The sequence below is a fragment of the Shewanella sp. SM69 genome (genome assembly GCF_025653985.1).
In the GTDB taxonomy this organism is placed as follows: domain Bacteria; phylum Pseudomonadota; class Gammaproteobacteria; order Enterobacterales; family Shewanellaceae; genus Shewanella; species Shewanella oncorhynchi.
This window is the reverse complement of record NZ_JAKKRV010000001.1, coordinates 281195-296568: the sequence shown is the minus strand read 5'-3', so window position 1 is coordinate 296568 and position 15374 is coordinate 281195. Positions and strand designations below refer to the sequence as shown.

The following is a 15374-nucleotide window of genomic DNA, read 5'->3' as shown; positions in this document are numbered from 1 at the left end:
GATCGTTAGCTATATGGACATTTAGCTTATGGAGAGTGGGCTTAACAAAGCAGAACTCATAGTAACAGATAAGGATCTAATATGTATTTTGTAACAGGTACAGATACCGACAGCGGTAAGACTTTGGTTTCGGCGGCATTATTAACTGCTGTGAATCGTTTAGGGCTCATAGCCAATGCTGACTCCGCTGTGAGTATTCTTGCAGCCAACACTATGTTGACTTTAGGTGTTAAACCCATCGCCTCGGGCTGCGCGCAAACCTCTGAAGGATTGCGTAATGCCGATGCGTTACAGCTGATGACGTCATCATCGTTAAAATTGGCTTATCCACTCATCAATCCTTTTTCCTTCGAACCTGCGATTGCACCGCACATTGCCGCCGCCCAAGTGGGCGTGAGTTTAGCGCCTGAAGCTATCATTGAAAGTTTAGATTTAGTGGCATTTGCTCAAGCGGATTTTTGCTTGATTGAAGGCGCGGGAGGCTGGCGTTTACCCTTAGGTGATGGCAGGTATCTTTCGGAAGTCGTACAGAGATTAGAACTGCCAGTGATCCTCGTGGTTGGCATGAAACTCGGCTGCTTAAATCATGCATTGCTGACTCAAGAGGCGATATTGGCCGATGGGCTTAAGATTGCAGGCTGGGTTGCTAATCGTGTCGATCCGAACATGAGTATGTTTGAGGAGAATCTGACGAGCCTTAAAGAGATGATGACAGCACCTTTCCTCGGTTGTGTGCCATTTTTCGAGGATCCAAGTGCTGAAAACGCTGCTGACTATGTCGATATTGCGCCACTTTATCAAGGTGAGGAGAGCAATACTTAGCGACTGCATAATTGTTTAAGGCTTTCCCCTAAGCGGAACGGTTATTTTTCTTTTGATAAAAAATGAGCCTCAAATTATGTTGAGGCTTATTTCTATCAAGGCTGCTGACTAATGTTCGCAAAATCTCGCAAAATAATGCTTGCACATTGAAGCTAAGCGCCGCTATTGATTTGCTGCTTCAATGCGGTTGAGGCTTTAAAGCTGGGCTGATTGTAACCGTCGATTTCTATGGCTTCGCCCGTTTGTGGATTACGCCCTGTTTTAGCGACATGGTATCTGAGTTCAAAGGTGCCAAATTGTGGCAGGAAAATTTTCTCGCCTTCGCTCAAGGCGGCGTGGATCTGTTGCAGTATCTGCTCAACCACAGGTTTAGTGCTCGCTTGCGATGCATTGAGCTCGGCGGCAATACGTTGGATAAGTTGTGCTTTGTTCATAGAAACCTCTGAAGTCAGCTTAGGTTCAATCGAAGGGGAGTTATAACAAGCTCGTCCCGAGATTGAAAGCCATAGCAAGCTCAGTGCGGTTGATTGGTGTTTTATTGACAGGCTTGTGAAGCTTTTGGTGATTGTGTGTTGCTAAAGTAAGAACAAGTTTGTCGGATTGAGTGGTGGGCTGATTTTACTGGGCGAAGTGACTGACTTAATTTAAAGGCTTATTGAAAGGTTTAGTTAAAAACCTTAGTTAAAAGGCTTAAGCGCAAGCTGTATTGCGCTTAAGCTATGGATTGAACACTAATCAACCGTTGGATGATGAGAAATCCCTTTTAACGCTTGCCTATGAAAAGAGCGTTTCTTCCAGAGTGCGACCTTTCAGCAGCATCTTGTATTGCCATTGATGCTGATTGAAGAGGGCGAATAGGCGCATCTCAATATCATTGTTGTGCGCTTTTTCTGTATTTGTGTCGTCTAGCTGGATAATAAACACATTGCTTTGTTTTGAGCTGATGTTCACCACTCCCGCCAGTTTTGCCACTTCCGCTTGCAATGCATCGCTGTCACAGTTTTGCATGGTTAACGTCAGGTAATCGCTGTCGGTCGACGCATGCATTGACACAGCTTGGCTCAGTTGGCCTTTATCTAAATACAACACTTGATCGCACAACTTTTCGAGCTCATCGAGATTATGGGAGCTGATCATAAAGGTCGTGGTGGGTGATAAGGCTTTGACCAGTTCACGGACTTTTTTCGCATTGGCAGGATCGAGTCCCGCCGTCGGTTCATCTAATAATACTAATTCTGGCGAGCCAATCAGCGCCTGCGCAATCGATACACGTTTACTCATACCGTGGCTAAGGCTAGGCGTTTTTTGCTCGGCAACATCAATTAGATCGACCAAGGCCAACACGCGCAGTGCCTCTTGCTTTGCTTGCTCCACGTTCATTCCCTGCAGGCGAGCGAAAAATATTAACTGACTGACAATCGTCAAGTTGGGATCGAGCACTGCATCTTGGGGTAAAGCGGCAATCTTGCCTAAGAGTTTAGGGCTATTGGGGGCTTCACCGAGTAGGGTTATGGTTCCAGAGCTGGGTGATAAATAGCCGCATAACAGGCTAAAAAGCGTGGTTTTACCCGCGCCATTGGGACCGACAAGGGCAATGGGGGCACCCGCTTCAAGACTGAAACTCACATCATTCAGCGCCTTTTTGCTGCCGTAAAGCTTCGACAGCCCTTGGCATTGGATCAGACTCATAGCGAGCTCCTTTGCATATAAATTCTGCCGAGCAAGAGGGCCACAGCGGTTTGTAACAGTGGAATTGGGGCATAGACTAAGCTATTGAGTCCATTGGTATTGAGCATGTCCGACAGTTGAGCACCGGGTAATACCCACTGGAGTTGTGCTAGTAGGCTAGATTGATTCGCTAACACCACGATAGTGATGGAAATCACTGTCCATAAAATGGTGGCAAACACCATAGCTTGGCGTGCCGTGCGCGCATACAGGGACAATAAAGTCATCACAGCCGTGTAGGGCAAGATCACTATGATGAGGTTAAGACCCACCAAGGCGCCAGATGTTAACGCAGATAAAAACAGTTGGCTGTCGCGGCTGAGCGCGAGGGCGACAGTGGCGATAATCGTTAATAGGATCAGTAAACCTTGGATCAGAATTTGGCCGAGAAAACGGCCGAACAATAAGCTGTCACGGCTAGTGCGTATGGTTAAAAAGCGCAGCGTGCCGCGGGTTTTATCCGATGAGAACTGATCGGCGGCGATAAGAATACTGAACAGTGGAAACAAATACAGCGCAAAACACCAAAACACTGCCATTTCGGCCACGGGCCACTCAAAGAGCACATTGAGGGTATTGGCACCAAATAAGCTGTCGATGATATCTTTTACATTGGGCTGCAATAACATGGCCGATGCACTTTGAATGGGGTAAAGCAGAAGTACACCCCAAACTAAACCAAAGGCGACCAAGGCGATGATCCCGCGGGTATTAAATAAAAATTTGCGCAGTTCAAACATGGCGATAATAAACATGTTGTTGAAACTGCTGGGTGGATTATTGGTCATGTGCTGTCTCTATTCTTTTTTGCGCTAGGTTCAGGGGCTATGGTGCTTGGCGCGGTTAAGTTTCTCACCCTTGGGTAGACAGTGGATTGGTCCATAAGTGCCATGTTGCTCACATAGCACTTATTATCCATCGGTATTTATCAGTCATTATCTATCGCTAATTAGTTCAATGAGGCGATTAATTCATCGAGCTTTTGCGTCAGTTCGGCGACTTGTTGTTCAAGCTCTGTCACTCTGTTCACTAATTCAAGCGGCTCTGCGTCTACAGACACAGCGACATGGGCTAAGGTATGACTTGTGCTATGGGATTGACTAGCACTTTCGTGCGATGACGCTGCAGAGAATAATTCCACATAACGGGATTCACGGCGACCAGCTTCTCTGGGTAATTGTTTTAAGAAGGGCTTTTCACGGCTCATTAATTGACGGATGCAATCTTCCACGTCGATCACGTCTTTAAATTCGTGTAGTCGATTGCTGCGGGTCCGTAGTTCTCCCGGTGTTTGTGGGCCACGTAATAGCAACAAACAGACGATGGCGAGTGCGGCGGGGGACAGTTGAAGTTCGCTGAATTCGGTATTGCAGAACCTGTGTTTGTATTTAACGACGCGGCTGCCGAATCCCGACTGTTCGCTGATCAAACGTTTCCGATTTAGGGAATCAACGGCGATTTGCACTTGGGTTTCGCTGAGTTCGAGTACCGGCTCGCGGCTGGTTTTTTGATTGCAGGCTAAGGTCAATGAGTTTAGCGAGAGTGGATATTGCTCGGGGGTGGTGATTTCTTTCTCAAGCAGGCATCCGATGACTCTGGCTTCGTGTAACGTGAGTTCCATATAAGCTCCAAAGAAAAAAGCATGGCTTTGTTTATAACAGAGCCATGCTTAATATCCTAGGAGTTGTCAGTCAAACTCTGCCTTAGTGGCGGTAAACTGTACAATTTTAACGCTAAGTCCTGAATAGAGTTGATTATTCTGCTGTTTCAGTTAAACGCAGACCATCATTATCTATGCTCAGTTGGCCATTCTTAAACAAGCCACCTATGGCTTTTTTGAAGGCTTTTTTACTCATGCCAAGCTGATCGTAAATGATTTCAGCATCGGTTTTATCGGTCAGGGCTAAGAAGCCGCCAGCCTGTTTGAGTTTTATCAGGATAATGTGGGCATGCTTATCTAACTCTTGTTTACTGCCTTGTTGCAGCACAAGATCGATTTTGCCATCGCGGCGCACTTGTTTGATGAAACCTTTGAGTCTTTGGCCGAAACGCAGTTTTTGGAACACTTCGTTTTCGTAAATCACGCCCCAATGGGCATGATTAATAATGGCTTTGTAGCCTAAATCTGTGGTGCCGCCGATGTATAAATCGACCTGCTCACCGACTGTGTAGTCCGGCTCAGTCTTATCGAGGAACTTATCGATTTTTGATGAGGCCATGATGCGTTCATCGGCGCGGTTAGCGTGTACATAGACCAAGTATGAACGGCCTTCTTCGATAGGCTTATGTTGCTCACCGAAGGGCAGTAATAAATCTTTATCTAAGCCCCAGTCTAAAAAGGCGCCATAAGGGCCGGTTGCAACGGCTTTTAAATAGGCAAATTCGCCTACCTGTGCCAATGGACGGCGCGTGGTAGCAATCACGATATCTTCAGAATCTAGATACAGAAACACGTCAAGCAGATCACCGACTTGGCAGTCTTTTGGGGTGACTTTGTTTGGCAGCAGTACTTGCCCTAATTCGTGGGCGTTTAAATACACGCCAAAGCTGACTTGTTTTACAACCTCAAGTTTGCAGGTTTTACCTATCTGTACCATGGATCTCTCTGTGCATAATGGAATGTGATTCGGTTGCGATTATACACTTCGGTGCTGAAACTGCAGCATTATTGTCTTTGAGCTTTATTTTAGCGTGTGTGGGCCGTCACTCAGCGCAGGCTTGATCACGCATTGTGTCTCGGAGGAACCACTGATTTGTGGCGGGGTTTGGCGCCGTGATATTGGTTGTTTGGCTTCACTTAATATTGGCAAATGTGCATCACTTGAGTGACACACAAAAATCAGGGATATTTGCAGGGGTAAATGTCAATAAAAGTGACAAAGGTGATATAAAAAATATTGAACAGACGTGTACGACGTTTATGGGTTAACTAACTAATATTACTCTATTTAAAACCAATGGGAGGCGGGTGGTTGTTAAGCAGGTGTTTATTATATTTTAATGTAAAAGATTAAATGAGATTCTTGCTTGCATTCTGTGACATTGCGCGGTTTAATTGCGCCGTTCAACGATTCCGCTCGTTGCAGACATTACAAATATTACGTGAGTAATAAAGGTTTTATGGTTCACCAGTCATTAACCGTGTAATTGACAACATATCGATTTACATGGGGTTAAGAGGGTTTTTATTAGCTAATGCACAAGCATCCATTTTTTGCACTTTGCCTAAAAGTGTCACAATGCCAACGCTCGATTGTCGTACCATACGATGATACTGGCCTTAAGCATCTCACGTTGATCCGCATCAATTCTGGCCGCGAAGAAGCCAATAGTCCCCTGTTAAAATAATCTTGCCTAGCGATAAGCTGGTTTAGCGTTTTCGCTAGTTCAGTGTTATCGGTTTTCGTTTTCTACTTGTGTTATCGGTTTCTGAAGGTCTTAACCTCTTTCAAACGTCTTTAAGCTACTTATTAGCTTGATGTTTTAAGGATGCGACTCAGGATCTTATTTGGCTTTTTGGCGGTATTTGCGCCCTTTAGCCTGAGGATAAATGCAAGCGAGGCAAGTAAAGATAGCTTTACTGAGGTAAGGGAATAAGCTTTCCCTTCAATATGATACGATGTATTGCGCTAAGATGCGTTGTCTCTTGCGCTATTAATGAAAATCGCAGCAATGTCACTTACACTAGCGTGACGTTGCGGCATTAAGGAGAAGGTAAAATCTACCTTCGTGTATGTCAGGTAAGGTGTCCCTTTGCCTGGGTTTGTCGAACGGGCGGTTGTGCTATTAAGCCATAACCGTTTAACCCATTTTTTAATAGACGGGCTAAATAATAATGAATGATTGGTCTATTGATGATGCTCGTGCTGGGTACAATGTTACTCACTGGAGCCAAGGTTTTTATGGGATTAGCGATCAAGGTGAGGTGACTGTGTCACCGGACCCCAAAAATCCTGATTACAAGATTGGCTTAAATGAGCTAGCCAAAGACATGGTTAAGGCGGGAGTCGCTTTACCTGTACTAGTTCGTTTTCCGCAGATCCTGCACCACAGAGTGAACAGTTTGTGCCAAGCATTCGACCAAGCGATACAGAAGTACGAGTATCAGGCGGACTATTTGCTGGTTTACCCGATTAAAGTAAACCAACAGCAAACTGTGGTGGAAGAGATCCTGGCGAGTCAGGCATCAAAAGAAGTACCACAACTGGGTTTAGAAGCGGGCAGTAAGCCTGAGCTGATGGCTGTGTTAGCCATGGCGCAAAAAGCCAGTTCAGTCATTGTATGTAATGGTTATAAAGATAATGAATATATACGTTTAGCACTGATTGGTGAAAAGTTAGGCCATAAGGTTTACATCGTTTTAGAAAAACTGTCTGAACTGAAAATGGTGTTAGCTGAATCTAAACGTCTGGGCGTGACACCGCGTTTAGGTCTACGTGCACGTTTAGCGTTCCAAGGCAAAGGCAAGTGGCAGGCGAGCGGCGGTGAAAAATCTAAGTTCGGTTTATCTGCTGCGCAAATTTTGCTGGTTGTAGAGCAACTTAAGCAACACGATATGCTGGATTCGCTGCAATTGCTGCATTTCCACTTAGGTTCGCAAATCGCTAATATCCGTGATATTCGCCAAGGTGTGAGTGAAGCGGGTCGTTTCTACTGTGAATTACGTGAATTAGGCGCAAGCGTTAACTGCTTTGACGTCGGTGGTGGTTTAGCGGTGGATTACGATGGCACTCGTAGCCAAAGTAATAACTCGATGAACTATGGCCTGACCGAATACGCCAACAACATAGTTAACGTATTGACTGACATCTGTAATGAATACGAGCAACCTATGCCACGTATTATTTCAGAATCGGGTCGTTACTTAACGGCGCACCATGCTGTGCTTATCACCGATGTTATCGGTACTGAAGCTTATCAGCCTGAAGATATTCAACCGCCAGCGGAAGATTCACCACAGTTATTGCATAACATGTGGCATTCATGGTCTGAGATCAGCGGCCGCGCCGATCAACGTGCTTTGATTGAGATTTACCACGATAGCCAAAGTGACTTACAAGAAGCGCATTCGCTATTCGCTTTAGGTCAATTGACCTTAGCGGAGCGTGCGTGGGCTGAGCAAGCTAACCTGCGCGTGTGTCATGAAGTGCAAGGGCTATTGAGTGCGAAAAACCGTTATCACAGACCTATCATTGATGAACTCAATGAAAAGTTAGCCGATAAGTTCTTTGTTAACTTCTCATTATTCCAGTCATTACCGGATGCTTGGGGTATTGACCAAGTGTTCCCAGTATTGCCGTTATCGGGCCTAGATAAAGCTCCTGAACGCCGTGCTGTCATGCTCGATATCACCTGTGACTCTGACGGTATTGTCGATCAATACGTTGATGGTCAAGGGATTGAAACCACGCTGCCAGTGCCAGCATGGAGTGCGGATAGCCCATACCTGATTGGTTTCTTCCTTGTGGGTGCATACCAAGAAATCTTGGGTGATATGCATAACCTGTTTGGTGATACAAACTCAGCAGTGGTTCGCATCGAAGATAATGGTGTGACTAACATCGAATCTGTATTGGCGGGTGACACGGTTGCTGACGTATTGCGTTACGTTAACTTAGATGCGGTGGCCTTTATGCGCACTTATGAAGAGTTAGTGAATCTGCATATCGCCGAGGGTGAACGCGCACAAATTTTAGAAGAATTGCAACTAGGGCTGAAAGGCTATACCTATTTAGAAGATTTTTCTTAATTTCTAGCGTGTTAAAATAAATCAGCCTTGGGTAACCTCGGCTGATTTTTGTTTTTATAAGGACAGATTTTTCGCTTTTATTGCCGTTTTAGTCGTGTAAAATCGCGTTGTTCTAGGATCAAGTAAAGGATGAATGACGATCATGAGGTCAAAGGGGTGATGTTTTTTGAAGGTTCAGAAAAAAAACTCGAGATTATCGTGACGGCGTCTGCGCCGAATTTACGCGAACTCGATGTGAGTTTTTGGTCTGCCTTAGTCAACTGTGCCCACGCCGAGATACTGTCGCAGTTAAGTAATGCGGACTGTGATGCTTATCTGTTGAGTGAATCCAGCTTGTTTGTATGGCACGACAGATTTGTCATGCTCACCTGTGGTAACAGTACCTTAGTGGACGCCGCTTGTTATTTTATCGACGCGCTTGGCGTGCCTGCCATGGCCTTGGTGAGTTATCAGCGTAAAAACGAATACCAAGCCCATCTGCAAACCACGAGTTTTGCCGAGGATATTGGCAAACTGCGCCAACGTATCGCCGGTAAAGCCTTTCGAGTGGGTCATCTCGACAGCCATCATCACTATTTTTTCTGCTCTGACAGTGATTATCGAGCACCAAAGGATGATCAAACTAGTGAGCTGTTGATGTACCACATTCGTGGCGAATTTGCCGACTATCTTAATGGCGGCTCGCAGAGTAAAGATGAGATTTGCGCCGCACTCGAACTTAACGATTTACTCCCTGAATTTGAGATTGACGCCCATTTATTTGATCCGTCAGGCTTTTCGATGAACGGTCTCTGGGGCAAATATTATGTTACCTTGCATATTACGCCTCAAAGCGAGAATGCGTGCGCTAGCTCCTATGTGAGCTTTGAAACGAATCTGGATTTAGCGCAGTATCCGCAAGATCTATTAGCGCGTCTATTAACCTTGTTTGCTCCTGTCAGTTGGGACACAATCCGCTTTAATACCGACGACTCAACGCAGGGATTTCCTGCCCATTTATGCTTAGGGCGGTGTTCATTAACGACCGAGCAAGGTTATAACATTGGTTTTAGCCACTATCAGCAGCTTCAGGCTGAAGTGCTGATCCCTGAACTCATGTGAATTTTTGGCGTTTGCTTAAGGAAACCCTATGACAGATCTCAGTGATATCCGCCGCGAGTATGCCAAAGGCGGCTTAAGACGTGCCGACTTACCGCAAAACCCGATGGACTTGTTTGAATTGTGGATGACGCAGGCGAGGGATGCAGAGCTTAGTGATCCCACCGCCATGTGTGTGGCGACTGTAGATGAGCACGGCCAACCTTTTCAACGAATAGTATTACTTAAGCGTTTTGATGACACAGGTTTCGTATTTTTTACTAACCTTGGCAGCCGTAAAGCACAGCAAATTGCTGCTAATAATAAAGTCAGTTTGCATTTCCCTTGGCATCCTCTAGAGCGGCAAGTGTCGGTGCTCGGTGAAGCGCAGGCGCTGTCCACCGCTGAAGTGCTTAAATACTTTATTACCCGTCCTAAGGACAGCCAAATTGCGGCTTGGGTATCACAGCAATCGAGTAAACTCAGTGCCAGACAAGTACTTGAAGGCAAATTCTTCGAAATGAAGGCTAAGTTCGCCAAGGGCGATGTGCCCTTGCCCAGTTTTTGGGGGGGTTACTTAGTGAGACCTTCGAGTATCGAATTTTGGCAGGGTGGAGAACATAGGCTGCATGATCGTTTTATGTATACTCGCCATGATGCAGAGTGGGAAATCGATCGTTTAGCGCCTTAGTACGGCGTATAGCTCGGCATAAAATTGAGCTCGTGAACCTAACAACAGAGTTAAAAGACATTGAGTGATTATAAAATTTGGGTTGATGCGGATGCATGCCCTAATCCTATCAAAGAAATCCTGTTTCGAGCGGCGGAGCGCAAAGCCCTGCCGCTGGTGCTGGTGGCTAATCAAATGATCCGCGTACCGCCATCTCCCTATATCAGCCAAATTCGAGTTGGTGCGGGATTTGATGTGGCCGATCAATATATTGTCGATCATGTTGAACCGACGCATTTAGTGATCACCGCGGATATTCCCTTAGCGGCTTTAATCATTGAAAAGGGCGCCTTGGCGCTCAATCCCCGTGGCGAGCTTTATACCGTCGATAACATAAAACAAAAGCTGACGATGCGCGATTTTATGGAGGATTTGCGCGGTTCTGGCGTGCACACTGGCGGGCCTGATTCGTTTTCTCAAGCAGATAAACAGGCTTTTGCCAATAGCTTAGATAAATGGTTAGTGCGCGTATGAATCATAGTTTACTGGTCGCTAATGGATAAACAGAGTATCTTTAGCTTAAGTTAGGTGATGTTGATCACGTTTAACTGGGCAGGATTTTAGCCTGTTGCGGATGTCGATTTTCTTTACGGCATGGCTTTAAACTCACTCTTTAAGGACGGATACGATGAAAAAATGGATGGGAATTGTCGCCTTATCTGCTATGGCCAGTTTTAGCTGTGCCGCGCAATGGCAAGTGATGGAACAAGATTCGCGAGTCAGTTTTATTTCGGTAAAGAAAGGTGATATAGGTGAAGTCCATCACTTTAAACAACTCAAAGGTACGCTAAAAGATAACGGTCAATTTGAATTAACAATTCCACTAATCGGTGTGGCAACGGGTATTGATGTCCGCGATGAGCGGATGCAAAATTTGTTATTTGAAGCGTCTTTGTATCCAGAGCTGAAACTGTCATCACAAGTAGACCCTAAGATACTAAAAAATCTTGGCGTCGGTGAGAGTAAAGTTTTTGATATTGATGGAAAAATTGCGTTACACGGCAAATCGCAAACTAAGGCTTTTTCGGTGATTATCACTAAAGTTTCTGATAACAAACTTTTAGTGAACAGTTTTCAACCGGTAATTGTTAATGCCAATGAGTTTGATCTTGTGGCTGGGATTGATAAATTACGTGAAATTGCGGGTTTATCGAGTATTAGTCAAGCTGTTCCTGTGTCATTTGTACTAACCTTAACTCAGTAACTTCAATAAGATTGGTATAGATCAATACGTCTGTTATCGAAGATAGGCTAGAGTTAAATAAGTGGCGTATGCTAGATCTTGATAAGAAGCCGAGCTTTTGGCTTCTTTGATATTTTCTGATGTGCTATTAGTAGCATCACAATAGATATTAAGTTAATGAGTTTAAAGGGTAAAAAATGGTCACAGATAAAGATGGTTACATGCATTTGGTCCAGTATTTAACTGAACATCTTGGCTTATTTGAAACACCAAGTTCAGAGGTAGTTTCAGACGATACTGTGATGGAATTATTTGAAGAGCAATTGTCGGCACAGATCATTATGGTGTGTGGCCAAAATCCATCGTTGTCTTTTACGCAACGTAATGTGATTATCCGTGAAGTGGATGCAATTGTGTATGATTTAGAAGAGATTTTAGCTTCAGTTGCCAACCATAAAGCGACTCCCGCACAGACTTTATTTATTACCGAGTTTTCTAGTTTGATTAAGAATTTGTTCGATCAAGAAATCGCTAAACTTCAAGTGAGTGCTTAGTCAGAATAGCAATTAGATTATTTATTAATGCATGATTTTAGGTAAGTCATGACTAATACTATTTTTTAGCAGCGTAAATCACCATCGTTTGAGTACCATGTGTTTCCTCACACTTATTGTTAACCTCGAGCAGTAGCAGCCTTGAGTGTGAGGTAAATATCTTCTCTTTGCTTCACCTCATGTTATTTCGTATGGTCACCATTTTTCATCGAGTTCTGCGACTAAGTTTTGTTGCTGGGTTATGCGAGTCATCGCTGTGGATTAGCTCCTTTTAGTGTTATTTGCATTGCTGATGTGTATGTATTAAATGGTGTTAGCTTAAAATAAAAAGCCCATCTTTCCCGCATTTATGTCATTGTCTGTGTATCTTTAGTGTATGAGCTTTAACTATTTTTCCCTTCATGTATTGATAAGGAGTGTTCAATGCTAACGATTTCTTCGGGTCATGCTGATGATATATTGGCTGTGGTCGCATCTGGCCGTGTTAACCATGGGGATGTTGAAGGCTATTTGGTTCCCGCCATAGAAGCCAAGCTGCAAGACCACGCCAGTATTCGCCTTTGGTACGAGTTTTCCCCTGAATTTGAAGGTATATCCGTTGGGGCCCTGTGGGATGATGCGGTCTTAGGTTTATTTCATTTAAGTGATTTTTCAAGGGTCGTGATGATTGCCAATGCCACTCAAACAAATGCTATGGTTAATGCGCTAGCCTGCATGCTGCCATGTCCGGTAAAGGTATTTACCGCCGATGAACATAGCCAAGCCAAGGCATGGTTAGATCAATAACGCACCTTTATTTATTACGGTTCTAAATCTGTACTCAGTGGCCAACGACATTGAATGTGTGTGCCTTGGTTCAAGTGGCTACTTATGCTAAGGCTGCCATTGAGATCATTTTTAAGCCACAGATTTATACAGGTCAGCGTTCCAAGGCAGAGTTCTTGCGCTAGTTCTTGCCGTAACTGTGCGAGTTGCGGCTCTGTCATACCTATCCCATTATCGATAATACTGATGTGTAACTCTTCGCTCGACTTGTCGATATTAATGGTTATTTCACGCTGTTCATTGTGAGCTTTAAATGCATGATTCAACGTGTTGGTGATTAGACGATAAAACAGCTGCAAATATTGCCATGAAGGGCCATCAATAATGATGTTTTCTTCGCAATTTAACGCTATTTCCACATTTGTTTTAGCTAATTGTACCTTTAGCAACCCTAAGAGATGGCGCATAAATTGTGCGAGATGCAGTGGCCGAATGTCATTTTGATGATTCGTTAATAACTGGGCAATATGTCGCAATTTATCTGCCTGAGTCACCATGATTTCGGTGATCTGATTTTGGTCGTTAGCATTATCTATTGGCTGAAGTTGGCACACTTTGGCGAGTAGCTGATCTTGCTCATGCATAATTTGCGTCATCATTTCAGCTAGAAAATTTTGCATTAGCTGTTGGCTTTGTTCACGACTGAGATTGAGTTGATGATGCTTCTCAAGTAATTGGGTTGATTTGTCTTGGAGCAGATGGAGTTCATGGTTATGTTGATTACTGAGGCGAACTTGTTCTTGTAGGTGATTAAGCGCCTCGACTTGCCCTAAAAGTAACTTTTCTTGTTCTTGCTCTTTAATTTTTTGTAAGGTGATATCAAAGGCAATAGCACCGACTGCAATAACGGTATCGTCATCATCTTTGATCTTAAATTTAGTCACGATATAAATAAGATTGCCTAGGGGCGATGGAATAGCTTCTTCGAAGTTTATGGCTTCATGATTATGCAGAACGCGTCGATCATTTTGTTGATACTCGTGGGCAAATTGGCTGGGAAATATCTCAAAATCAGAAGTGCCAATAATGCGTCTGCGTTCTATACCTAAGATTTCACAATATTTGTCATTGACGAGAATATATTTACCGTGAAGATCTTTGATATAGATGAGATTTTGAGAAAATTTAAGTAAAGCCCTCAATTGTTCTTTATGGCGCTTTAACTCCAGTTGAAACAGGTTTTGGCTCTGCAATTGCTGTTCTAGTGCCAGGTTACTCGCATCTAAGCTCGCCATTGCCACTTCAAGTTGTCGAGTACGCGACAGGAATGTTTTTGCCAATAAACCAATTTCGTCATGGCTGTTATTGGCTTTGAGTTCGATAGAGGCGGAATCATTACGTTTTAAGGCTTGGACGATTTCAATAATGGGGGTAATAAATAGTCGGTGCTGGAGTAAGAATAATAGAATTAAGCCTAATAGTTGAATACAGACTAAATAAACGCCGACCTTTTCGATTAAATGTTTAGCGGTATCCTGCAGCGGTGAAATTGGGGTGACGACAAGTACCTTCCAATAGGTATTTGGCATGAGAAATACCGAAACGAGAGATGCCGTTTTAAGGATTGGATCATGGGTCAAAGTTACCGACGTCAGTAATTTCGGGGCAGTAAAATGATTTAAGGCATTGTTATTTACGATGGCCGCTAACATGTCACGCTCATTTTGATGACTTAGTCTCGTTAGATGCTGCATCTGTTCTTGGGTAAAAACGCGCTCGGCAATCGCCGCTTCTATAAAGGCTTTATCTGCACTCTGCAATGCGACTTCGACGGGGCTGAAATCTGGCTGTTGGCTGGCGAGATGATTGAAGGTGACGAAAGAATGATTGGTATTGGTTTGATGCTTAAGATCGTTATTGGCATCTGGATAGGCGAGTACTTGGTTTTGATGATCTAAGGCTATGACATAGCCTCTGACATTAATCATAGTATTGCGTAATAGCACATTGAGCTTTTCTAAACTGATATCCACAGTGGCGGCACCAATAAACTGATGGTCCATCCACATAGCGCCTGAGGCTGTGATCATTGACTCATGGGTTGTCGGATCGAAATAAGATTTTGACCAGAAAATTTTACCAGCAGGAAAATAGCGCGTCGGCCGATACCATTCTTCGGTGTGGTAGCTTGGGAACGTGTCTTTGTTATAGGAATCAATGGCGACTAATTCATCGTTTACATTGTGTGCCCAAAACAGGCTATCTCGAAATTTTTGCTGATTAAACGCGCCGGGTTCCGGCCAGACGCCGCCGCCAGAAATGATGCGTTGTTGACTATCGAGTTTCAGCAACGTGGGAATAGTTTTCACCAGTTGCTCATGATCATAGCGGTAAAGTTTGGCAATACTGGAAATAGAGTCGACTACGGTTTCAACCTGTGAAGTCATTTCTTGCAGTTTGGCGATAATCAACTGGCCATAGTTTTGGTTTAACACGGCTTGCTGATCAAGAACTTGTTGGCGTTGAATGCTCAGCATCACCCAAGCTGTACTACAAATCAAAATAGCGGCAATGACGAGCTGAATAAGGCTAAATTTGAATGGCAAACTGTTTTGCCATTGGGTTAATGGCGTGTGTGGCTCAGATGTCGAACTTTTTCCCATAATCCCCAGTTTCCAAATCACCACTTTTCATTGAGCCAGTGTAGCGCTTTCTCACTGTTTTGCTATTGGCATATGTTTAAGTTGCGAGGATTGAATAGGATAA

General features: G+C 44.1%; 15 protein-coding genes. 9 read left to right on the top strand and 6 right to left on the bottom strand.

The genetic code is table 11. The features are described from left to right. Positions 1 to 81 precede the first annotated feature (81 nt). Positions 82 to 822 (top strand): dethiobiotin synthase, encoded by a 741-nt coding sequence (bioD, locus tag L5M37_RS01415; protein WP_263196045.1) that lies wholly within the window; start codon positions 82 to 84, stop codon positions 820 to 822. 152 nt (positions 823 to 974) lie between these two features. Here bioD and L5M37_RS01410 read toward each other — a convergent pair whose 3' ends face one another. The 5 genes from L5M37_RS01410 to L5M37_RS01390 all read right to left on the bottom strand — a co-directional run bounded on the left by L5M37_RS01410 (position 975) and on the right by L5M37_RS01390 (position 5147). Further along, the gene (locus L5M37_RS01410) at positions 975 to 1274 is read right to left on the bottom strand and encodes an HU family DNA-binding protein (protein WP_258547583.1); all 300 of its coding nucleotides are present in this window, start codon (positions 1272 to 1274) and stop codon (positions 975 to 977) included. Positions 1275 to 1596: 322 nt separating this feature from the next. After that, a complete protein-coding gene (locus L5M37_RS01405) occupies positions 1597 to 2511 on the bottom strand; it encodes an ABC transporter ATP-binding protein (protein WP_263199111.1) in 915 nt (304 codons plus the stop codon). Continuing rightward, positions 2508 to 3338: an ABC transporter permease subunit gene (locus tag L5M37_RS01400; protein WP_113938767.1), complete on the bottom strand. Its 831-nt coding sequence runs from the start codon at positions 3336 to 3338 to the stop codon at positions 2508 to 2510. The genes L5M37_RS01405 and L5M37_RS01400 overlap by 4 nt, the downstream gene beginning before the upstream one ends. A gap of 161 nt (positions 3339 to 3499) precedes the next feature. Continuing rightward, a complete protein-coding gene (locus tag L5M37_RS01395; RefSeq protein WP_263199109.1) occupies positions 3500 to 4171 on the bottom strand; it encodes a YceH family protein in 672 nt (223 codons plus the stop codon). Between the two features lie 133 nt (positions 4172 to 4304). Beyond that, on the bottom strand, positions 4305 to 5147 hold the full coding sequence (locus L5M37_RS01390) for a S1 RNA-binding domain-containing protein (protein WP_105252833.1): 843 nt from the start codon (positions 5145 to 5147) through the stop codon (positions 4305 to 4307). 598 nt (positions 5148 to 5745) lie between these two features. Here L5M37_RS01390 and L5M37_RS01385 point away from each other — a divergent pair. The 8 genes from L5M37_RS01385 to L5M37_RS01350 all read left to right on the top strand — a co-directional run bounded on the left by L5M37_RS01385 (position 5746) and on the right by L5M37_RS01350 (position 12629). Continuing rightward, positions 5746 to 5898, top strand: coding sequence for a hypothetical protein (locus L5M37_RS01385; protein ID WP_011846564.1), 153 nt, complete (start codon positions 5746 to 5748; stop codon positions 5896 to 5898). 487 nt (positions 5899 to 6385) lie between these two features. After that, positions 6386 to 8299, top strand: coding sequence for a biosynthetic arginine decarboxylase (gene speA / locus L5M37_RS01380; protein WP_028760330.1), 1914 nt, complete (start codon positions 6386 to 6388; stop codon positions 8297 to 8299). A gap of 159 nt (positions 8300 to 8458) precedes the next feature. After that, a complete protein-coding gene (locus L5M37_RS01375) occupies positions 8459 to 9400 on the top strand; it encodes an S-adenosylmethionine decarboxylase proenzyme (RefSeq protein WP_263199395.1) in 942 nt (313 codons plus the stop codon). Between the two features lie 28 nt (positions 9401 to 9428). Continuing rightward, on the top strand, positions 9429 to 10067 hold the full coding sequence (pdxH, locus tag L5M37_RS01370) for a pyridoxamine 5'-phosphate oxidase (protein WP_168823927.1): 639 nt from the start codon (positions 9429 to 9431) through the stop codon (positions 10065 to 10067). Between the two features lie 60 nt (positions 10068 to 10127). Then, positions 10128 to 10580, top strand: coding sequence for a YaiI/YqxD family protein (locus L5M37_RS01365; RefSeq protein ID WP_006081277.1), 453 nt, complete (start codon positions 10128 to 10130; stop codon positions 10578 to 10580). 154 nt (positions 10581 to 10734) lie between these two features. Then, positions 10735 to 11310, top strand: a complete 576-nt coding sequence (locus L5M37_RS01360; protein ID WP_263199107.1) for a YceI family protein — start codon at positions 10735 to 10737, stop codon at positions 11308 to 11310. Positions 11311 to 11486: 176 nt separating this feature from the next. Beyond that, a complete protein-coding gene (locus tag L5M37_RS01355) occupies positions 11487 to 11843 on the top strand; it encodes a DUF3802 family protein (RefSeq protein WP_113938764.1) in 357 nt (118 codons plus the stop codon). A 423-nt stretch (positions 11844 to 12266) separates the two neighbouring features. Continuing rightward, positions 12267 to 12629, top strand: a complete 363-nt coding sequence (locus L5M37_RS01350) for an STAS/SEC14 domain-containing protein (protein WP_028760325.1) — start codon at positions 12267 to 12269, stop codon at positions 12627 to 12629. Positions 12630 to 12643: 14 nt separating this feature from the next. Here L5M37_RS01350 and L5M37_RS01345 read toward each other — a convergent pair whose 3' ends face one another. After that, a complete protein-coding gene (locus L5M37_RS01345; protein WP_263175979.1) occupies positions 12644 to 15271 on the bottom strand; it encodes a PAS domain-containing protein in 2628 nt (875 codons plus the stop codon). Positions 15272 to 15374: the final 103 nt, after the last annotated feature.

Coding starts and splice junctions, on each gene's coding strand:
- bioD (WP_263196045.1), top strand. CDS start 82: ATGTATTTTGTAACAGGTACAGATACCGACAGCGGTAAGACTTTGGTT.
- L5M37_RS01405 (WP_263199111.1), bottom strand. CDS start 2,511: ATGAGTCTGATCCAATGCCAAGGGCTGTCGAAGCTTTACGGCAGCAAA.
- L5M37_RS01400 (WP_113938767.1), bottom strand. CDS start 3,338: ATGACCAATAATCCACCCAGCAGTTTCAACAACATGTTTATTATCGCC.
- L5M37_RS01395 (WP_263199109.1), bottom strand. CDS start 4,171: ATGGAACTCACGTTACACGAAGCCAGAGTCATCGGATGCCTGCTTGAG.
- L5M37_RS01390 (WP_105252833.1), bottom strand. CDS start 5,147: ATGGTACAGATAGGTAAAACCTGCAAACTTGAGGTTGTAAAACAAGTC.
- L5M37_RS01385 (WP_011846564.1), top strand. CDS start 5,746: ATGCACAAGCATCCATTTTTTGCACTTTGCCTAAAAGTGTCACAATGC.
- speA (WP_028760330.1), top strand. CDS start 6,386: ATGAATGATTGGTCTATTGATGATGCTCGTGCTGGGTACAATGTTACT.
- L5M37_RS01375 (WP_263199395.1), top strand. CDS start 8,459: ATGTTTTTTGAAGGTTCAGAAAAAAAACTCGAGATTATCGTGACGGCG.
- pdxH (WP_168823927.1), top strand. CDS start 9,429: ATGACAGATCTCAGTGATATCCGCCGCGAGTATGCCAAAGGCGGCTTA.
- L5M37_RS01360 (WP_263199107.1), top strand. CDS start 10,735: ATGAAAAAATGGATGGGAATTGTCGCCTTATCTGCTATGGCCAGTTTT.
- L5M37_RS01355 (WP_113938764.1), top strand. CDS start 11,487: ATGGTCACAGATAAAGATGGTTACATGCATTTGGTCCAGTATTTAACT.
- L5M37_RS01350 (WP_028760325.1), top strand. CDS start 12,267: ATGCTAACGATTTCTTCGGGTCATGCTGATGATATATTGGCTGTGGTC.
- L5M37_RS01345 (WP_263175979.1), bottom strand. CDS start 15,271: ATGGGAAAAAGTTCGACATCTGAGCCACACACGCCATTAACCCAATGG.